The sequence below is a fragment of the Rhodococcus ruber genome (genome assembly GCF_027270735.1).
GTDB lineage: Bacteria > Actinomycetota > Actinomycetes > Mycobacteriales > Mycobacteriaceae > Rhodococcoides > Rhodococcoides rubrum_A.
Genome location: NZ_JAPWIJ010000002.1, coordinates 449,186 through 469,959, shown reverse-complemented (window position 1 = coordinate 469,959; position 20,774 = coordinate 449,186). Strand labels below are relative to the sequence as shown.

Annotated in this window: 15 protein-coding genes; 10 read left to right on the top strand and 5 right to left on the bottom strand. The window is 56.3% G+C overall.

From position 1 onward, the window contains the following. Window positions 1–12: 12 nt before the first annotated feature. From O4220_RS27885 to O4220_RS05925, 7 genes are read left to right on the top strand one after another with little or no spacing between them, the layout of a single operon-like run. Entirely contained in the window at window positions 13–759 is a 747-nt protein-coding gene (locus O4220_RS27885) for an acyltransferase (RefSeq protein ID WP_420030317.1), read from the top strand. Continuing rightward, the gene (locus tag O4220_RS05945) at window positions 756–1,904 is read left to right on the top strand and encodes a glycosyltransferase family 4 protein (RefSeq protein WP_269602744.1); all 1,149 of its coding nucleotides are present in this window, start codon (window positions 756–758) and stop codon (window positions 1,902–1,904) included. Before O4220_RS27885 ends, O4220_RS05945 begins: the two co-directional genes overlap by 4 nt. After that, window positions 1,904–3,046 (top strand): hypothetical protein, encoded by a 1,143-nt coding sequence (locus tag O4220_RS05940; RefSeq protein ID WP_269602742.1) that lies wholly within the window; start codon window positions 1,904–1,906, stop codon window positions 3,044–3,046. Before O4220_RS05945 ends, O4220_RS05940 begins: the two co-directional genes overlap by 1 nt. A 4-nt stretch (window positions 3,047–3,050) precedes the next feature. Further along, window positions 3,051–4,136 carry a hypothetical protein gene (locus tag O4220_RS05935; protein WP_269602741.1) on the top strand — a complete coding sequence of 362 codons (1,086 nt, stop codon included), beginning with the start codon at window positions 3,051–3,053 and terminating at the stop codon, window positions 4,134–4,136. Beyond that, window positions 4,133–5,245, top strand: a complete 1,113-nt coding sequence (locus O4220_RS05930; RefSeq protein ID WP_269602740.1) for a glycosyltransferase family 4 protein — start codon at window positions 4,133–4,135, stop codon at window positions 5,243–5,245. Before O4220_RS05935 ends, O4220_RS05930 begins: the two co-directional genes overlap by 4 nt. Beyond that, window positions 5,229–6,086: a glycosyltransferase family 2 protein gene (locus O4220_RS27880; protein ID WP_420030316.1), complete on the top strand. Its 858-nt coding sequence runs from the start codon at window positions 5,229–5,231 to the stop codon at window positions 6,084–6,086. The genes O4220_RS05930 and O4220_RS27880 overlap by 17 nt, the downstream gene beginning before the upstream one ends. Further along, window positions 6,083–7,546 (top strand): oligosaccharide flippase family protein, encoded by a 1,464-nt coding sequence (locus tag O4220_RS05925; RefSeq protein WP_269602739.1) that lies wholly within the window; start codon window positions 6,083–6,085, stop codon window positions 7,544–7,546. Before O4220_RS27880 ends, O4220_RS05925 begins: the two co-directional genes overlap by 4 nt. Here O4220_RS05925 and O4220_RS27875 read toward each other — a convergent pair. From O4220_RS27875 to O4220_RS05915, 3 genes are all read right to left on the bottom strand, one after another. Continuing rightward, window positions 7,535–8,674, bottom strand: a complete 1,140-nt coding sequence (locus O4220_RS27875) for a glycosyltransferase family 4 protein (protein WP_420030315.1) — start codon at window positions 8,672–8,674, stop codon at window positions 7,535–7,537. The genes O4220_RS05925 and O4220_RS27875 overlap by 12 nt on opposite strands. A gap of 1 nt (window position 8,675) precedes the next feature. Then, on the bottom strand, window positions 8,676–9,554 hold the full coding sequence (locus O4220_RS05920) for a WecB/TagA/CpsF family glycosyltransferase (protein ID WP_269602738.1): 879 nt from the start codon (window positions 9,552–9,554) through the stop codon (window positions 8,676–8,678). A 310-nt stretch (window positions 9,555–9,864) separates the two neighbouring features. Continuing rightward, on the bottom strand, window positions 9,865–11,064 hold the full coding sequence (locus O4220_RS05915) for an acyltransferase family protein (RefSeq protein WP_269602737.1): 1,200 nt from the start codon (window positions 11,062–11,064) through the stop codon (window positions 9,865–9,867). Window positions 11,065–11,288: 224 nt separating this feature from the next. On the opposite strand from O4220_RS05915, the gene O4220_RS05910 reads away from it, so the two are divergent. From O4220_RS05910 to O4220_RS05900, 3 genes are all read left to right on the top strand, one after another. After that, the gene (locus O4220_RS05910; protein WP_269602736.1) at window positions 11,289–12,443 is read left to right on the top strand and encodes an acyltransferase family protein; all 1,155 of its coding nucleotides are present in this window, start codon (window positions 11,289–11,291) and stop codon (window positions 12,441–12,443) included. Between the two features lie 541 nt (window positions 12,444–12,984). Beyond that, a complete protein-coding gene (locus O4220_RS05905; protein WP_269602735.1) occupies window positions 12,985–14,310 on the top strand; it encodes an O-antigen ligase family protein in 1,326 nt (441 codons plus the stop codon). 1,407 nt (window positions 14,311–15,717) lie between these two features. Further along, window positions 15,718–17,340 carry a polysaccharide biosynthesis tyrosine autokinase gene (locus O4220_RS05900; RefSeq protein ID WP_269602734.1) on the top strand — a complete coding sequence of 541 codons (1,623 nt, stop codon included), beginning with the start codon at window positions 15,718–15,720 and terminating at the stop codon, window positions 17,338–17,340. Window positions 17,341–17,952: 612 nt separating this feature from the next. Here O4220_RS05900 and O4220_RS05895 read toward each other — a convergent pair. Both O4220_RS05895 and O4220_RS05890 read right to left on the bottom strand, forming a co-directional pair. After that, window positions 17,953–18,693 carry an SGNH/GDSL hydrolase family protein gene (locus tag O4220_RS05895; protein WP_269602733.1) on the bottom strand — a complete coding sequence of 247 codons (741 nt, stop codon included), beginning with the start codon at window positions 18,691–18,693 and terminating at the stop codon, window positions 17,953–17,955. A gap of 261 nt (window positions 18,694–18,954) precedes the next feature. Continuing rightward, a complete protein-coding gene (locus O4220_RS05890) occupies window positions 18,955–20,664 on the bottom strand; it encodes a DUF4012 domain-containing protein (RefSeq protein ID WP_269602732.1) in 1,710 nt (569 codons plus the stop codon). Window positions 20,665–20,774: the final 110 nt, after the last annotated feature.

Sequence of the window (20,774 nt, the reverse complement as noted above, 5' to 3'; positions counted from 1 at the left end):
CAATGGCGAAACATGCCCACGCCGGACTGCAAGGAGTCTAAATATGAGTGTAGCCGGGTGTGCCAAAGAATACCTGCGCGTTGCGCATCCGCCCACGGTGCCGCGTCAGCAAGCGAAAACAGCAAAAAGACAATGAGATCCGCAACCTATCTAAAACGTCAGATCCGGCATGCCGTTGGGCATTCCAGAAACCAAGTGACCTGCCGCTTCATGAAGTTCTTGGGCGTAAAGACCCTGGGTCGTATTCGACTGTACGGTCGTCCTCGGATAAGTATTGCGGATGGCAGTAGCATCATTCTCGGAGATAATGTCGTGATTGCGGGGCAGTGGCGAAAGAACGACCTCGACGCGCGCGGCCCGACAATTCTACGAACACTAAGTTCGGGTGCAGAAATCTCGGTAGGCAGCGATACTGGTATGACAAGCGTAACAATCAGTGCTGCAAGAAAAATCACGATCGGCAGCAGGGTGCTCCTGGGGGCGGGAGTAATAGTTACAGATTCGGACCACCACGTTGCAGATTTGCAGGATGTAAGCGCACGGCGCAGCGCAGGGCGGCCGCCTTCCAAATCGCAACATGAAGTGCAGATTGAGGACGATGTCTTCGTTGGCGCGAGGGCAATAATTTTAAAGGGAACCAGGATTGGCCGGGGTTCAGTAGTGGGGGCAGGGTCTGTTGCGTCCGGAGTTCTCGAACCGCACTCCATTTACGCGGGTAACCCGGCCCGGCTAGTCAGACGGCTGGGAGGCGAAAAATGAGGATCGCTCTGGCCGCCCCGGCGACGTTGGCGCTGCTTACCGACCAGGAGGTGCCCGATGGATACCCATTCTCGATGACCGCGTATCTGGCGCTCGAATACGTAAAGCGTGGCCACGAAGTTATAGTTGTCACAACCAGTCCAGGACTAGAGCACCGAATCGAAATCGCCTCCGAGAAGGGCCTGAAGGTCGTTGTTGTTCCGTCACGGGAGAGCGCCCGCTCACGTGCGTTGGACATGTTCCGGGAGGAACGGCGCGCGATTAGTCAGGTTATAGGTGAGATTAACCCGGACGTAGTGCATGCGCACTGGACTTACGAGTTCGCACTGGCGGCACTTTCGAGTGGGAAGCCGACGGTCATCACCGTCCACGACTGGGCTCCAGCGATCTTGAATCAGCTGCGGGACCCCTACAGGCTTGTTCGCTTATTTATGCAGATACGCGTACTGACCAACGCCGCAAAAATCACCGCGCCATCAATATATATTGCCAACAGGGTTCGTAAGTACTTTCGGAAAGAATGCATAGTAATTCCCAACGGCATAACGATGAGGTCCTCCGCTCCGATAGCTGTTGCTAATCCGACAGTTCGCAGGATCGGGCTACTTAATGTAAGTGACGATGCTCGAAAAAATGTGGGCACTGCAATCGATGCTTGGGTTCAAATCCGGGAAAAATACCCTGAATGGATTCTGGAGTTGGCTGGGCCACCGTACGATCCAAGGAACGTCGGGCAGGTTCTGAAGCCGGACGAAACTGGACTCCAGATCCACCTACGAGGTGCTATCGACCCCAACGAGATCAATCAATGGTTCGATTCGATTGAAATATTTTTGCATCCGTCTTTGGAGGAGTCATTCGGTCTGGTCCTGGTGGAAGCAATGTCAGCTGGCAAGCCAATCATAGCTGGTGTCCATTCAGGGGCCGTTCCTGAAGTCGTTGGCGAAGCCGGCCTCCTTGTGAATGTCAATTCTACCAATGAGATTGCAAGTAGTATCAGAGCTATGATCGATAGCCCCGAATTGAGAGAGATGTACTCAACGCTTGCAGGCGAGAGAGCCCCAAAATTCGATCTCGAACACGTAGCAGACATTTACCTTGCCGAACTGGCAGCGGCTACTAATCGAACCCCCGGTTCGTACTAATGAACAGTAATCGTATCTTGTTGGTGAGTAACGAGCGAGCAAAAGGCGGGGAAGCGGGCTTCAGGGACGCATTAGCGCGGCTGGAAGATCAGGGACTTATCGATAGCTGGCTTACCTTAGCACCCAGGGTGCAGTTGGAAGCTGGCCTGCAATGGGACTCCGTCTATCCCGAATTAGTGGCGGTGCGCAAAGAATTCAGACCGACAACTATCTTGATCATGTCGCCCAAATCTAGTCCCTGGACCGAAGATCAAGTCCACGAATTCTCCGGTAATGCTGAGGTTATCTACTGGGAAGGTGACCCTTGGGAATCGAGATCAAAGTTCACCCATTCGATGACCTATTGGGCGAAGCGATCAGACAGAATATATACGGTTGCCGGCGGCAGCCAGGCACTAGCCTTCAAGTCCTACGGTGCTCAAGATGTAAGGTTGATACTCCACACTTACTGCCAGGTCCAGAACAAAAAGATGTTGACTTGGCAGGGACGTGAACTTGACCGGACTTCTCTGCCCGATGTGGTAACAATTGCTAATCGTCAGAAGCTGTTACGTCCGGGTCGCCCGGTGCCAGGCGCTGCCGCGCGGGCTGTATCCATCTCACAGATGCTCCGATCGAAAAAGGCCAATTTCGAGGTATATGGTGAAAATTGGCGAGGTAAATCTGCCCGCGGAAAAATACCATACGAATTGCAAATACCCACACTGAGGCGGGGTCTCATATCCGCCAACTGGGATCATTATCCAAAGCACTTTGGCTACGCGTCCGATCGTCTGCCGATATCACTTCTGGCGGGCCGGGTGCACGTTACGACCGGGCATCTTGGAATGGAATGGCTCGATGAGCTGGCCGAATTCGTTACCTTGGTTGACCGTCCGTTGGGTCTTAGGCACAGCGTGGAGGGTGTTCTGGAGCGCGGACCAAAGACACTGCTGCACGCAGGACGCAATGCAAATCGATGGGTTAAGGATCGGATGTCCGATGTTGAGGCGCTGAACTTTATGCTGAAGGATTCCATATTGGGAGTTGACAACCCACCGTCGGACCCGTGGGCGCGGTTACCAACCTTGAATTCGCGATTAGCAACCCCAAATACTAGTCCAGAACATCCTCACGCGCAGAGAGACAGCGGAGGCAGGTGAATTGATGATTGTAGAACGTACGAAAAACGCGCTTCGTGATCCTATTAAATTGAAAATGAAAATATTGGTGCTTGTAGGCGAACAGGTGAAAAAGCGGCCAGCATTGCAGTGGTTGTGGCCCGCAACATGGTGGCTACTGATACCCGCGCGAAGCGATCTGAAGCACGCTGGTCGCGTCAAGCCAGTAGTGCATCCATACGCCGGCCTGGGTCATCAGTTGACCGCTTGGTATTCGGCTGCAATGTTCGCACAGGAACTCGGCATAAAGTGTTTGTATTCGCCACTGAGTGCCGACGTCGACGACATATTCGGCCTTCGCTGGGTTAGTGACAGGCCCGTTAGGAAGGAGGAGACGGGGGATACGTGTCCTCGTACGGTGCGCTTGCCGCCAGCAGGTGACGAGAACTCTGGCATTTCGCGTCAACGCTTAAACAAGGTAGCTAGAAGGCACCTCGCACGAAGTCGGCAAGTCATACTCCAGACGCCACTTGATCTTCCAAGGTTTGATCTTACAATCGCCCAAGACTCGGTGCGTGCTGCGTACTTCTCGGATAGATTGCCCCCGCTCAACACGCCACGACAAGGCGGAACATTGGATGTTCGAATCCACATCCGGCGCGGTGATGTCGGAGCTGTGAGTCATCCTGATCGTTGGATCGACGAGGACTTCTATGTCAACGTCATCTCCCGTCTTCGGGCTGCGTCTTCGGAAACTGGTAGATCGCTTCAAATTAGTATCCACTCGCTCGGGTCTATAGATCAATTCGAGAAGATTCAGCAAACCGGTGTTCGAGTTCTATTAAACGGGGATCGAGACGAGGATTTCAGCGCGCTGGTCGGCGCGGATATTCTGGTAATGGCACCAAGTAGCTTCTCGTACCTCGCTGCAATCGCAAGTCATGCTTTGGTCCTTGCTCGCGTTCCTTGGTGGCACCATGTCCCGGGTGATAGACGATGGATCCACCTGGACAACGTGGGCGAAGTTGCGGACCCAGCCCGACTGCTCGACTTCATCAGAAACGGGCATGCCGCGCTCGCAACGGGCGCGCCGGACAATAGTAGCCAGAAGCCATCCGGTGATAAAGTATGAAACAGGTTCTGATAGCTCAAGAATATGTACCAAATTATCGTGCGCCCTTCTTCGAGGAACTGGTTGAGCAGGCAGCTCGACAGGGAATTCACATTACCGTGGCCGCCAATGGTCCGGTTGGTGCACAGTCTCAGCGTGGAGACGCAACCAATGAAGGTTTTGTTGTTGTTTTTCAAAGAGAATTCAGTCTATTCGGGCGACGGATCACAATTCGAAATTTGAATAGTCTTATTCGGAATGCCGATCTCGTGATCCTGGAGCAAGCACGCAGAAACATCGATATCTATCGGCTTTTGCTTCCGCAGAGACACCAAAAGATAGCGTTATGGGGACACGGAAGAGATCGGACTAAGACTGTCGGCAAATTTGACAAGAAATTACTCGCAAAATTGACAAGGCGATCGTGCTGGTTCTTTGGCTACACACAAAGCTCCGTAGAAGATGTGGTGGCCCAGGGAGTTCCGAGAGCGCGAACGACGCTGGTCTTAAACTCCACCGATACAGGACGTTTGAAGCGAGACTTGGCAACTGTGGATTCTGCCCTGCAATCCGAGTTTCGCACTAGACATGGCTTAAACGGGCGTGTGGCGCTTTTTCTAGGTGCGTTGGACGAATCGAAGAGGCTAGATTGGTTGATAGCGGCGGGTTGCGAGGCCGCATCTGCCGATGACCAGTTCAGGCTTGTAATTGCAGGTGACGGAGCACTTCGTGGATATGTCCGCGACCAGGAATTGACACATGACTGGCTTCTGTCGGTTGGTCCATTGTCCGGAGTGGAACTGGCTTCATGGCTGGCTGTTGCGGACGTGATCCCAATTCCGGGGCGTGTGGGCTTAGTTGCTGTCGACTCGATTGCTTCGTGTACACCAATTGTGGCTGTGAACGGTGCACTGCATGGTCCTGAATTTGATTATTTGAAGCATGGAGAAAATTGTGTACTTTCCGAAAACTCCTTAGAGGCATTCATCAGTACCTTTCTATCTGTACTTCGAGACGACGATCTTCGCCAAAAGATTACAATTGGCTGTGAGTTGAGTTCAAATTTATACAGTACCGAGATTATGGCGAGAAATTTTCTGGACGGAGTGAAGAATGCCCTCTCAACGTGACGAGCTACCCGGTTCTGAAACGATATCTGTTTCAGTGCTGATGGCGACCTACAACAGGGCCGATGCCACGGAACGATGCTTGCGATCTCTCCTGAAGGCTGCGTCCAGTACAGAAGTCAGCTTGCAGCTGTTTCTGACCGATGCGACCAGCGGCGACGATACAATCGCCCGCGTAAAGTCTCTGTTCCCGGATGCACGCATTCAGCTACGATCTTCCGAGACGTTTTGGGCTAGCGGGATGAGGTCTTCTTGGGAGTCCTCGCAAGGCGCAAGGGCAGATTGCGTTTTGTGGTTGAATGACGATGTGGTCCTGGATACAGATGCGCTTACGAGAGCTTTCGACCTCTACCGAAAGTTCGATGGTGGTGCGATAATAGGCGGGGCGACTCGAAGTTCGACGGGGGTACTTTCGTACGGGGGATATATCCGAGGCCCGATATTTAAGCGAATGAGTTTTCGGCGTTTGGAGATGTCAGGTTCAGTTCAGAAATGCGATGCCTTGAATGGAAATTTTCTAATCAGCCCGGCCCCGATCGATTCCAGGCTGAGGGGTTTTCCCGCGGATTTTAGTCACTCAATGGCAGACTTCGACTACACCCTTAGGGCTAGTAGAACCAAAGTTGCAGTTGCTTTGCTGCCCGGTACTGTCGGTACCTGTGAGCCGAATCCGCCTCGTGCGGTTCTCGGATCCAGCAACGTTATCGAACGCCTGAAGAACCGAGTCTCGAAGAAAGAGCTGCCCGTCAAGGATTGGTTCACATTCTGCCTCCGTCACGGAGGGATTGCTGCACCGATCTACTTCGTAAAGCCCTATGCCGAACAGCTGTATTCGCGGTCATGAGCGCGCGAGGTCAAGCGCTTCTGAAGGGTGCATCGTGGCTTGCAGTCTCTCAGATTCTGGTCGTCGTGCTGCAGTTCGCCTATGCGGGTTTGACCTCGCGTATCGTTTCGTCGCTTGAATTTGGCGCATACGGCGTTGCGCTAGTCGTTATCGCAGCTGCAAACCTTGTTGCAGCTGGCGGGTTGAGCCAGGCAATCATGCGGATGGACGATGCAGGCGAGCGAAGCAGCCGTGAACTTGCATCGGTTGCCCTGGGTCTGGGATTGCTCGGAGGAGTCGGCGTCTACTTCAGCGCAGGGCTCTGGGCTGCTGTTTGGAACGTGCCAGAAGCGGCTGCTCCAATTCGAGTCCTCGCCCTGGGTACGGCAATGGCTCCAGCGATCGGAGTCTGCAATGGCGTTTTGCGTCGGCTGGGTAAGTTCAAAGGTTTCGCGATAGTGAACTTCGGCGCAGGCGTAATGGGGATGTTAGTTGGTGCAGTTGCTGTATTCCAGCTTAGAAGCGCATCTGCGCTGGTGGTATTTCCCCTAGTTCAGCAAATGGTGGTGTTGGTGCTGATTTGCTCGATGTGTGGCCGTGCAATTTGGCCGAGTGTTCCTGGTGCTCAATCTCTAGGCTCTATTATATTCTCATACAAAGTACTTCTATCAAATGTTCGTGAGTACATTCTATCCAATATTCTGAAGATCGCGGTAACCCGCGCTATTGGGGGTTCCGCACTCGGAATTTGGAGTAGGTCCGACGTCCTTACGGTTCAGCCGTTTACCATGCTGCAGAATTCGATTATGCAAGTGGTGTATCCAGAATTCTCTCGGTCAGTGAGAATGGGAAAATCTGAGACAGGCCGTGAAAGCTGGGGCGATCTCTTAGCGTTGACGGCCTGGGTTACAGTACCGGCTGGCTTCGTATTAGCAGCGATCCTGCCTGAGATGGTTCCTGTACTCTTCGGGCCAGGCTGGGGGGAGACCGCCAAGCTGGTTCCACTAGTTGCAATCGGCGCATGTTTCCAGCCAATCACGACTCTACTCGCGGCAGGGCTGGAGTCACTGGGTAAATTTCAGGTAATCTTCCGCACTCAGGTGTTCATTATTCTAGTGGTGGTGGTTATCGCGTTGGGTGTTCTTCTGACGCGATCTCTAGCGTTGGCCGTGGCAGGGGTCGGGTTTAGTCTTCTGTTGAGGCATGCGATTCATGTATATATGAGTGTTAAACTCGACTTAATCAATTCGAGGTCAATTATCAAGTCGTATGGATGGGTTTTATGGACTTCTTTCGCGTACGGATTGACTTCTTGGACTTTGCTGTCGATTGGAGAAAAGACGCTTCATGGATTTCTTGTTTGGGTACCGCTACTTGTTGCCTGGATGCTGAATACCGCTGGTGTGATTCTGCTTCGAAGGAGAACGCAATTTTGGACGCTGTTGTGCAAGTACGAGATGGTTCCGACGTCACTTCGATAAGACCGATTGATAGACCTTAGAAATGTTGTCTAACCAAGCGTTCTCGGAGAACGATTTTTCGTAGTTGACGGCTGCTTGGTGCGAGTAGCTATCGGGGGCAGTTTTGACTGAACTCATCGCTTGTCGTAGAGACGTAATGTCGCCCGATATAAAGATTTCTCCCGCACCGCCAGCAACTAGTCGTCTTGCCGAGGAGCATGCATCGGAAATCAGAATTGGGGTTGCGGTCTGAAGGGCTTCCAAGGCTACAGTCGGGATTCCCTCTGACCACATGCTTGGGAGAACTAAACCTCTCGACTTCGAGATATTGTTTACTGTAGCTTCTGGGCTTTGCCTGCCGAGGAATTGTATTCTCGGGTTCTTTAGGCATATCTGTCTTACATAATTCTCCAATGGACCGGACCCTATTATAGTTAGCGTTTCATTCACTGGCCAGTTGTCAGCAAGCCAGCCCACACCCTTCTCTTCCGTCAGTCTGCCTACATAGATCCACGCCGGACTTCTGTGCGCCTGTTGTAATTCGGCATGCGGTGAAAAGTTCGGAATCGTATATATTGGAGCGTCGGGTATGATTTGGTTATAGTGTTCTTTCGCCGCGTCGTTCAGCACGATAATGGCACTAGACTGGTTCAATACAGCTGAGTGTCTTCCAGAACTACGAGTAGCGATCGCAAGAGGTAAAGTACTTAGAGCGGAATTGCGGTAGCACTTGTTCTTAATCGCTTGAAATGATCCATGGGATAGGCAATCGACACAGTCGTGTCCGTCGCGCCACAAAAGTGCATTCGAGCAGATTGTGCGGTAGTTGTGTAACGTTGACACTATAGGGCGGCGCCACGATTTCATCCACCCAGTTCCCCAATTTGGGAACTGATTATGTACGTGGACAATATGCGGATTGAACTGGCGAAGTTGATTCGTTGGGTCGAGGCCGCCAAATCCTGAAGCTGTGACGGCGGCGCGGATAGGATACAGTCGCGATTCTTGAAGGTAGTCAGTTGAGGTTCCTATTATCTTTACCTCATACCCGCGTTTCACAAGAGCGGCCGCTTGTGCGTCAACAGTTACGTTTTCCCCGCTGGGGCTCTCCGATGAGTAGTAGCTGTGCACGAGCGCGATTCGCAACATCCTAGCGTCGATTCGTTAAGGCTGTGCGAAGGAACGTTATATTGCCAAATATGTATCGACGCCAGAGTCTCTTTGGGTCAGTGGCCAGGCGAAACAGCCATTCGATACCATTTGCTTGAATCCACTCGGGTGCCTCATTTGCCGTGCCAGCAACAAAGTCGAACGCTGCGCCTACACCTATACAAGTGACGTTCGTGCGCTTGCAGATCTCAACTGCAGCGAAATCTTGCTTAGGAGAGCCAAGGGCAACCCACACGATGTCCGGCGATGCTCTCTCTATTGCGGAGACGGCTTCGGAGTAGAATTTATCGCTCAGGGGTCCGAACGCAGGTGACAGGGTTCCTCTGATGTTGGCCAGCGGGTACATTCGTTTCACCTCGTTCTGCAGCGCCGTGAGTGTGCTCGGCGTGGTGCCCAGGAAGAAGTGAGAAATACCTGACTGCTGGCCTTTGTCCAAGACCTCTCGAAATAGCGACGGTCCACGCACACGAGATGGCTTGGAAGTACGTGCACGTGAGCGCATAAACCACACCACGGGCGTTCCGTCGGGGAAGTTTAACCCGACATCGTTAAGAAGGCGAAGATATGTGTGATCTTTAGATGCAGTTGCAACGCAGTATGCGTTGGCTAGACGTATGGGGAGTGGGTTGTGGTCTCTGACTAAAGTCAGCACCCTTCCGGTTGCCTGAGTAAGGTCAGTAACCTCGAACGGCACCTTACCCACCGAGACGCGCTCGTAGTGAGGCTTGTGGTCTGGCTGCACTATCCATGCCCCCGGTGAGTTCTGAAGTGTGACGCTGCGCTTGACCTTCGTATCCTGCGCGCAACCCGACCGGGCGTCAAATCGGTCTCTGTCGTATTGGTCGGGTGAAGAGTGCATTGTCCTTGGGCTCGGTTTATCGTCGTGCCCATGCGGTGAACCAATTTAGGTTCGATGCCATATAGTGAGCCACGCAGTATGAGCACACGCTCAAGAAGATCTGACCAGTGGTCTGCGCGAGGGCACTGCAGTTGCATGAAGCTCACGGAGCGGACTGCGCCTCGCCACCACCGCGGCGGTGGCGAGGCGCCAAAATAGTGGGGGTCGGTCAGGAAACGGTGTGGTGTTGGACTCTGCAACCCCAGGTCGACCACGGTATCCGCACCGGCACCACCGTCTCTAGGATTCGTAGGTTGTTGTTCTCGGATGGTCATTCATCGGGAAGATCAGAGGCGTTTCGATGCGTGTTAGTACCCCTCGAGGCGTCTCCGTCTGGCTGTATCGTGGTGCGCGAGGGGAATAGCTTGTTCCTCAGCTGGAGCGATGGCCACTCCACAATCTTAGTCACGAAGACTGCGATAGTGAGCGCTGACAGATACTTGACGATTGTCAGCACAACTGTGCCGACGGAATCGTCGAATATTTTCCGAAACAAGATTTCCCCGAAATTTCCAGCTGCGATATGCCAAATGTATAGGCCGTATGAATATGTTCCTAGGACACCCAACCACTGCCAACATAGAGGAGCCTTAATCACGAAATCAGCTCGATATACAGTTAGAAGAAGCGCGGCGCCAGTGAGATATGCAATGGTGTAGCCAATCGTGCTCCCTAGAGCGGTGTTCTTTGGAACTAGGACTAGCCATGTCACGCCAGCACAAGCTACGATCGCGAACATCGGGCGTAGAAGCAACAGTTTCGTAAATTGTTTCGGGTAGTTGACTGCCATTATCGCAAGAATGACTCCAGCGGCGAGGGAGTCGAACCGGAAATGCGAGTAAGTCTGAAGTTCGACCAATCCGGAGCCAAATGCGTACGCTGATACGCGGAGCGCCAGGCATGAAATTAGTAACGAAAACATCAACGCCAAAAGGTGCCGGGAGCTGCGAAAAGTTGTCGAAAATATGGTAATCACGCCAACCAGTATCAGGTAGAAGTGTTCCTCGACTGCGAGCGACCATAAATGGGATATGGAACCGTGTGTGTAGTTTTGAATATGGAATATTGTTTGTGCCAGGTACGTGTTCCAGCTCATATCCCCGAAGATGAGTTGTGCGAAAAGGAATACGTACAGCACGGGCCAAAGTTTAAAGGCGCGACGTATCAGAAATCGCTTGCCATCGACCGTCGTGCGGTGAAGTTGCTCCTCTAAGAGCAGGCGCCCAACTAGAAAACCGCTCAGGACGAAGAATAGGTCAACGCCGGCCCAGCCGATCACGCGACCAGGAGCCATGAAAAAGTTGTAAACAGAATTTTCCGAGGGAAGCGAATTAAGGTGCCACCCCATTGCAAGAAGGATGGCAACACCGCGGATGGCATCGAGCTCAAGTTGGCGTGGCGGCCCGGGTGGTCGACTGCTTATGAAACGCACTGGCTTCAGGTGGCGTATGCGTGAGCGTCGGTCGGTCATGCGCGAATCATGCCGTAGTAGTCGGATTCTTGCGCGCCTGACGCATCGCCTCAGGTCGGGTCTCGGCAGCCAGAAGCGGCCTGAATGGTGATCGCTTACCCGGCTGAATCTGTGGCTTAGCCTCCGAGGCGGCAGCTGCGCGTGGAACTATAGACGTCCGGCAATCTCGTTCAGGCGAATGACTTGGTTCGGCGATCCATCTAAATATGCGGCATGATGCGTCGATGGACGCAGACCGAAGCAGCGCGCACCCAAAGTTGACATCAGGGCATCTGTGCATCCCCGCGGGGGGCCCCGCACAGCGACTACCATCGCTCACTGGCCTGCGCTTCTACGCCGCGATGTTGGTGGTGGTCAGCCATCTCAGCAAGAATTTCTGGGGCACAACGGGGGCTCAGATCTTTTCGGTAGGGTCGGTTGGCGTTAGTTTCTTCTTTGTGCTGTCTGGGTTCGTCCTGACCTGGTCGCGTCAACCTCTGCAACGAAAGTCAGACTTTTACCGCAACAGGTTTGCACGGGTTTATCCGTTGCATTTTCTCGGATTGACGTCGGCGGCTGTGTTAATAGCAGTGGGGCACGACAGTTTGACCTGGCCCGTTGCCATTGCCTGCGTCCTGCTCGTGCAGGCATGGGTGCCGTTCGAGCATTTTTATTTCGGGCTGAATGGGCCTAGCTGGTCACTTTCATGCGAGGCCTTCTTCTATGCGTTATTCCCATTCCTTGCGCCTCGCATACTTGAGAGACGTACACAAACGCTGGTTCGGTTTATGGTCTATTTTTACGCGACCGTCGCAGTGCTTACCCTCGTTGCCCATCTCCTCTTACGAGACGGACCGGTCATCGGCGTGCTCTACGTCAACCCAGGTTATCGGGTTTGGGAGTTCGTGCTGGGTATCGCACTCGGCGCCCTGTTGCGACGTGGGGTCCACGTTCCGTTTTCCTTCCTAGTGGCGGTGTCGACAACCGGTGTGTTGTTCGTCTTGATGTCAGCGTTGAATCTGGCGATAATGAAAAACTGGTCGGTGTTCGCAATGCTACCAATGCAGGCTTTGCCCACTGATCTAGCGTCAATGGTGCTATTGCCATGCTTCATGGCCATCATAGCCACAGTTGTAAACGCCGAGCTACACGGCGGTGGGGTGGGTGCGCACTTGTCCAACCCTCTGATTGTCCGTCTCGGAGAATGGTCGTTTGCGCTTTACCTCAGCCATTTGTTAATCATCAGCACGGTCCGGCATTTTCTTCCAGGTTTATCCACTGGGTATGTCGGTGTCCTGCTTTCCTTCCCCGTGGTAGCAGCTTGTATTGGGGTGTCCGCGTTGCTCTACACCTTCTTCGAGCGTCCTCTCGAAGCGCGTATTCGGGGTAATCGACGATAAAGTGCACCGGATCATTTGGACCCCAGGCAATCGCCGTCCGTTCTGTGGTGGCCGGACAGGGGCAGATCGGTGGGATGGCGATCAGATGTCCGGAGCGAGGCCTTCACAAGGTGCGCGCCGTTGGTGCCGAGACCGTGCCGCATATTTACGATTCGACCACTATCTTTTTCCGAGGCGCAGTCTTCGCCCGTAACGCTGCGTCACGTCAGGAATGGCCCAGTAACGATTCACCGCATCGTGCTGATGCCAATCACCGCCACCCGGTGAGAATCGGGTCGTAGCACAGCGAGGTTGAACCTGGTGTTGCTAGACGAGTCTGGAGTATGCAGTTCGGGACGGTGCGGGTATCCGAGCGATAGTGCGGACGTTGGTTTCTTGTCGGCAGTGGCCTCGCTGCCGCCGTAGTGAGTGTCAATTTTGTTCTGACGTGCCAGTTAGTTCACCTGACCTTCAGCAGTGGGTTGGCGGCCGCACCATGGGGTTTAGTACTAGATCGCCCGCGGAGATGCATGGAGGTGCTCGATACCGGCATGATGTGGCGATGGGAACTCTTGCGGGGATCTTCACTGAGGCCAACCTGATGACTCTGGTTGCCCTGGTGCTTGCCCTTGCACTAGCTGCGGCGTTCGGAGAGGCATGGGCTAGGGCTGCCCGACGTCGTGGCGGCGCGTGGTATCTGGAAGCGCAGATTTTCGTCTGTGGTGTGCTCGGGCCGCTGAGTATCCTCTTCTACACAGGCGGTAGCACAGTGTTTCGTTTCGCTGTGGCGCTGGGCGTGATTTCCGCGTTCTATGGGTTGAAGGACTCGCGCCGCCACACCAAACTCCTAACAGCAACGCTGGTTGCGTTCTACGGCACTTTGTTGACATCAGCATACTTTGGCGCATTCCCCGCCGGCGTCACCGAAATCCCCGACGCCTATTGGGCAACTCCGCTAATCGTAATCTCGTTCGTTTCGCACGGGACGTACACCTTCGAGTGGCTCACCCAGCAGATTCGATGGACGCTGCGGATCATCGTGGCGCTCAGCCTCGTGGCGATTGCGATGCTGCCTAATGCTTTCAACACTGATGAGTCTAGAACTTTGCTCGGTTTCTCAAGGCTCGAAGGAATTCTTCCCCACCCGAACGCGATGGCAGCGGTGGCCGGGATGTCTATTGTCGCGGAGCTTGCCCATCGTCGCGCCTCATGGTGGCTCGCGCCTTCGCTCATCGCTTTGGCCCTCGCTCAGTCATCTACTGGCTGGGTTGGTCTGGTGCTTGCGGTGCCATTTCTCCTGGGTCGTCTCGGCAAGGCGTTTAGAATTTCACTTTTGGTCATTGCCTCGTCCGCCGCATTGCTATACATGGCCGTGCCGTTGATCTTTGCTGATCGTGTCAAAGCCCTCCTGCCGCCAAATTACCAAACACTCAACGGCCGCACGGAGATTTGGGAGGCAGCAATCGTCGGCGGTTATCGCGGTAACGAAGTGTTCGGCTATGGGCCGCAGCTTCTCGATGATGCTTTTCGTGCTGTGTGGGCACCAAGCTTCACGGTCGGAGGGCAAGCTCATAACCAGATCGTGCAAACACTCGCAGGACAGGGTGTTCTCGGATTGGTTGCATTGGTTGCAATGCTCGTGGTGATGGTCGGAATAGGCCTGCGGTTTTGGCGGGAGGGTGGCGGCTTGGGGATGGCCGCAACCGTACTTCTCGTCGCTCGTATGAGCACAGAGACTCCACTCCGCCCTACTGGTGCGGATATCAACACGACACTTTTCGTATTCACAGTCGCGGCCCTAGTCGTGTCTACAGATCGCGTTTCAGTCGAGAGGGATGATTACGACGAGACTAGGGCAGCAGCGCACGTGCCATCCGAGAACCGCTGACCGGTCAAGCATGAACTCCGGGTGCCTCATACGCTCGCAGATCCCGATGCGTTCCTCGGGCGGCGTCGGTCACCGCGCAACGACTGACCGACGAGCTCGACGAGACGTTCGCGGTGTGGGGTGGTCCAGCTCCGTTGCTGCGAATGGAGAACGGTCCGGAGTGCATTCCGCATATGGTGCAACAGTTCTGCCGCGACTGTGTCGGAATCTCCTACATTCCGCCGGGGACGTCGTGGAACAACGAACGCACTGAGGTGTTCAACAACCGACTTCGAAGGAGCGCCTCAACCGCTATCTCTGGACGGGTCTGCTAGGAGGCGAGGGTGGTGCTCGCGGACTTCAAAGACGACCACGACCATCGGCACCGGCACTTTTCTATCGGCTACCTTACGCCGGCTGAGTTCGCTGCCCAATCACCACAACCACCAACCGGTCGAGGGTTGCAAGATCGACTGAGATCAACAGCCCGTGGCTGTAGAACGGGATGGTCCGACTATCGGGGACGTGACATCCTGACCGAGATAGCTGGTGTTGTAGCCAGAGCCGGCTTCGGTGAGCCAGAGTCCGTACCAACCCATCACCGCCGAGACCAGGGTGGTCCATCGTTTCCCAAGGTGGATGCGCCTGTGCCCTTGCTGTACGAGTCACCTAGTCGCACGACGACTGGCATTGAACTCGGGATGGATCGTGCAGCGGGCGCTGCTGCCTGCGGAGTTCTTGATTTCGAGCCGAACTGCCACTCCACGATCTCGCTGAACGCCACCGACAGCACCGGGACCACGATGTAGACGGGCACCGCCCGCCACATGACCACGAACTCGACCGCCGACTAGGTACGTTCTTCGGATCAGCCATCCGCCACGCATTGTGTGAACCGTGTGCTGCCACGACGGAATTCCCGGCCGACGCGGGGCTTGTGCAAAGAACGAGGGGGTCGCTAAGAGTGTTGTGCTGTATCGAGGCGTCGGCATCGCCGATCAGTTCAACTTTCCGGCACTAATAGGCGCGCGTTGCCGCAGTGGGTCGCTCGTGCGCGACGCATGGGCAGGTCTGCGGCATCGGCTCGGCGAGATCGGCTGATACTTGGTCGACTAGCAGATCGAGATTGGCGAGTGTCAGAGATCACCACGGGTGACGTTGCAGGTGTGTCTTTGTCTATCGTCGCTGCACAGCAGTACTGGTGGGAGATTGCCCACCGGTGAAGTTCGTGCTGAGGAATCGGTCTCGGTTCCCCCGGTGACACATCACAACGGGGAAATGACTTATTTGTGATTGCAATTCGATCGAATGAATTGATACGTGCTACACCGGGGGTCGTCCGGTGCACGGAAAGCAACCAGCTATGTAACGATTGAGCCACGCAGTGAGACGTTGCGAATTGTACGAAACGAACGAGGAGCGCGGAGCATGGAGATACAGGATTATTTGAGAATCCTGAAGGCGAGGTGGATCATCATCGCCGTCACCGTGGTCGTCGCGATCCTTGGGGCTTTGGGTGCATCGCTGCTGACGACGCCGTCGTACGAGTCGAGCGCCAGGATGTTCGTCTCCACCTCTGGTGGTGCATCGGTGAGCGAGACTTACCAGGGCAACCTGGCCTCGCAGCAGCTAGTGGCTTCGTACTCGGAGTTGGCAACCAGCGAGGCTCTGGCGGCTCGGGTCTTGAATGTGCTTCCACTCGGGGGAATGAGCGCGTCTCAGCTTGCGTCGAAGGTGAAGGCATCGTCGAACCCCGACACCGTTCTGTTCAATCTGACGGTGACCGACTCATCGCCTGAACGGGCTCGTGACATCGCCAATGCAATGGCGACCGAACTGATCGAGCAGGTCCGAGAACTGGAGACACCGGCAAATGGCGGCGACCCCGCAGCCGGGGTCAAGACCTTCCAACAGGCTGAGGCGTCGTCCACTCCAGTCAGCCCGAAGACCAAGAGAAATCTCGCTCTGGGTGCGGCCGTCGGCCTCCTACTCGGAATCGCATTAGCCGTCCTGCGAGACCGCCTGGACAACACCATCAAGGGCCGCCGCGAAATCGAAGCTATCTCCGGCAAGGCACTCGTCGGCACGATTCCATTCGACAAGGAACGCAAGGCGCATCCGGCCGTCGACTTTCAGGACCTCACCCAATCGGCCAGCGCCGAGGCATTTCGTGAGCTCCGCACCAACCTGCAGTTCCTCGAAGTCGATCATCCGCCGCGCGTCATCGTCGTCACCAGTGCGATTCCGAGCGAGGGTAAGACGACCACTGCACTCAATTTGGCGATCTCGCTCGCCGAAGCCGGCCACCACGTCGCTCTCGTCGAGGGCGACCTACGTCGTCCTCGCATCTCGAAGTACATGGGCCTCATCGGATCGGTCGGTCTGAGCACCGTGCTTGCCGGGCAGGCCAAAGTGGACGAGGTGCTTCAGCCGACCAAGTACGAGGGCCTGCAAGCCATGGCCTCCGGCCCGATACCGCCGAACCCGTCCGAGCTGCTGGGTTCGGAAGCATCTCGCGCCCTGTTGGTGGAACTGCGCTCTAAGTTCGACTACGTCATTGTGGACGGCGCACCACTGTTGCCGGTGACCGACTCGGCTGTGCTGACCACCCATGCCGACGGTGCTCTCTTGGTCACCCGCTACGGTCACACCAAGAGCAACGAACTTGCTAGGTCCATCGGCAATCTGGAGACAATCGGCGCGCACGTCCTCGGCGTGGTGCTGGCATTGACGCCCTCGAAGAAGGGCGACATGTACAGCTACTCGTACAACTACACCGCCGATACCAATCTGCCCAAGCAGGTGACGCCGCCGATCCCCGCGCCTGCACCTCAGGCACCCGTTGCCTCATTGACGCCGGTGTCCCCACCCGCTCCCGCACCGGTGCAGGTTCAGCCGAATCGTCAGTCTTCCCCACGGTCCGCCTCCGCATCGCCTGCCGCCGCTCCGCGTACAGCGGAGTCAACAAGGGATTCCGAGACCTACCCCAGATCCCAGCGGCCTGAGACTCTGCCCAGAAACGGCACTGAAAACCCGAGACTGCGGAAGTAGCCAGCAGACGGCCGGACCCAGCTCGATCGCGAAGGGTTGGGCTTAGGCCATCCGCCCGTGCCGATGACAATGCCCGCGAGGGTCATCGAACCAAGAACGACCGGCGTCGATGAGTTCGGAATTTGCGAGGTGACTGCGATCGCGGCCAGTAACTGAACGCCGACGGAGAGCATGTCGTTGATGCTGGGTTCGCGCTTTCGCTGCTTATTCATGTGTAACTGTTGGCACGGCAACTGTTTTTGGCGTCGTCTCAGCAGACGATCCGATGCCCGGGACGGACCCGAGCGGCCAGGTCTGGACTCTTGCCTACGATGCCACGGGAACCCCTCGACCCGAACGACGGTGGCGTGGGCGGTGAACCGGTGGGTCGGCCATAAGATGGGTATTGTCGCTGACTCCCACACTCCGAGCGCTGTCGGTCAGGCCCGGAACATCGCGGGCAACTCGGCAACGCAGTTCGCCTCGGATACTCCGTGGAGTGTGAAGCCGTCGACCACTGTTGCCTAGCGGATCTTCAACGCGTGGCGCGCTGCGACGACGGTATCCACTGCACCGGGTTCGGGCGCAGACGAATGGCGACAGGGCACTGACAAAAACGAAGCTCCACGGCGTCTAGGAGCAACTGCTGCTGGCGCCGTCTATCGCGGAAATGTCACGCGAGAGGCTGTCGGCGATGATCGTGTGACCGGTGTCGTTGGGGTGGAACCCGTCAGCCCAATTGTCGCTGTCGGTCGGCACCCAGTTCTCGGCAAGTGGGTCGATGAAGGGTAGGCCTTGCTCGGCCGTCGAGCGGATCAGTGCGGCTCGGGCGGCTCCCACCAGAGTGGGAACGGACTCGGGTGGCATCAGCGGCCCGACGACGTAGATGGGTGTACCGGGCAGGGCCGCTTTTAATGCCTCGAAGGTTCTAGTGGACTCGGTGTAGACCTGGGCTTCGTCGTAGTCATTTGTGCTGCCTTGCACGATGACCACGTCCGGTGAGCTGGCGACAACGTCTGCGACACGGTCGAAGTAGATGCGCTTACCCGAGCCCTCGGGTCCGGCGTTGGTGTAGCCGGTGCTTCCCTCGCCGAAGTTCCCGCGGTTCCAGCACATGCGCTGCGAGGCTTGCCAGGCGTATCCCTTACCCGTCGATGCGCCCGATCCAGAGGTGTATGAGTCTCCGAGAAATGCGGCAGACTTGCGCTCGACGTTAGGGGCGGCAGTGAACGTGGCATCGGAAACTGACGGGTTTTCGCGGGTCGAGGCGACCACCGCTCCGTAGCCGACAAGAAGGACGGCAAGGGTGATGGCGGCGACGCCAGCAATTCGCCATCCATTGCTTGACCCACGGAGACCGCTGCGCTGTGTCATGCGCTGCATCATGCCGTAACGGGCACCGCGGTTGCTATTCCAATGAATAGCAATTCATTCGTTCGGATTACGGTGCAAAGCGGCCTACCATGCGGGAAGTCCCGGCCCCAGCCCGCTCATAACACCGATAATAAGTACCCTCGGCGACCATTAAGCGGCTCGTAGACGCCGGAATGGTCATTCGATTGAATGACTCGAAGGGCCACTCTCGACGGACTGTTTGATCGGCCGCCGAGACTACCTGGGCGAATTATTATGCGATCAGCACTGCGGAACGTCGATGGAGACCGTGGGCTGATCCACCAGAGGCTGCACGGGCACCTTCGCCTCGCCCGGAGCGGAGGGCTCCTCGAGCTCCCACGTCACCGTCTGCGATTTGCCCGGCGGGATGGTGAGGTACGCAGCCTGCACCGGCCGGCCGAGCTCGGTGCCCGCCTGGATGGAGAATCCCGTGATGCCGTTCACCTTCATCGACGTGATCTTCGCGCCCTGCGTGCCGTACAGATAGACAATCGATTCGTTCGTTCCGTACTCGACCGTCGGCTGGAAGGTGCTCGCCACGTAGGGAGTGAGGCCATTCGGATCCACCTTGTTGGTGAGCGTGGCCGTGACCGTCGACTTGCGGGTGCCTGCTGTGCAGGATTCTGCCGAATACGTGATGTCGCGCGTCAGGTAGTAATCGAGCTTGTTGCCGCCGGCGTTGTTGACCACCACGTTGGCATACGGGGCCAGGCTGTCCGGCAACACGTGACCCACCTTGGTGCCGGCCAGAATTGCCTGCTCGGCCGGGTCGGCGCTCCACACCGCGATGCGGCCCTCGCTGCCGGCGCGGCCCACAGCGTCGAGCAAAGATCTGGTGGGTGCTGCGCCCGTGGTCATCTTCTGCACCACTGATGCGGCGATCTCCTGCAGGTAGGCCTTGCGGGCCAACTGGTCGTCGCCGAACCTGGAATATGCTGTGCTGAGTGTGATTTCGACGACATTGTCTGCTGTGATCTGCTCGCCGTCGGCCAATGTGACCGGGCCGGTGGCACCGAGGATGTAGCTCAACGCAATCGGGTCGGTGGCGATGGCACCGTTGAGCACCTCACCCGTCTGCTCCGTCCACATGGACGACCAGATCTGGCCGGCATACGGAAAGTGCGGGCTCGCATTCGAGTTACGGAAGTCGGTGGTGGTGTTTCGCGGAGCCCACAGTGCGTTGTATTCAGGCCCCAGATCGATGGGCTGTTGCGCGAATTCGAGCTCGTTGTTGCTGCCGAGCGTATCGACGCGGGCTGTACCGTTCTCGGCGCGAATGATGCCGTAACCGCCGAGCAACCCGCCGGTGCCCCGAGCCTCCGCGTTGGTCTGGAACGCGAGGAAGTAACTGCGCGGGCCGTTGTCGCCGAGCATCGACGGCAACAGTTCACTGGCGATACGGGTGTTGGTGAGCAGATTCGCGAGTTCGTGAGTCTGATCGATCAGCGACGTGCGAGCCTCGTCCACCGCGCCGAGGAAGGCAGGCTCGTCCACCTGCTGGGCCCGCTCGCTGAGCTCGTCGGCCGCTGCGGACGTCTGCTGAAGTACTGGTTGCGCGTCCCGCAGGGCCGCGGTGTCCACCTTGCCGCCGCCCTCGACGAGGCTGCTCGGGTTCAGGCTGGCACCCGCTGCTGACGCAGGGGCAAGCACGTCCACGGCCAATCCCTGCACCACATCGCTGATCTGCGCCACCGATTTCAAGGGACTACCGAGATAAGGAACGGCTTTGGCGATGGAAAACGGGATGGACGTCGTCGCCGAGACCGCATCGTTCGCGGATTCGGAGGCACGAGCCGCTGCTGCCTCGGCCCCGGCCGAATCGCCGTCGAGCAATGCGTCCTTGGCCTGTGTGGCCGAGTCGCGAGTAGCAGTGAGACTCGACTGCGCGGAATAGGACTCGTAACCAAGCCACACCACAAAAGCGATGACAATGACCAGAAATACCCCCACCGTGATGAGAATCGGCCGCTTTCTGCCCGATTTCCGACCGCGGGTATCAGTGGAACTGGTTGCCATCGTCGGTGGCCTCTCGGTCGAGGAAATGTATTCGAGTGCACAGC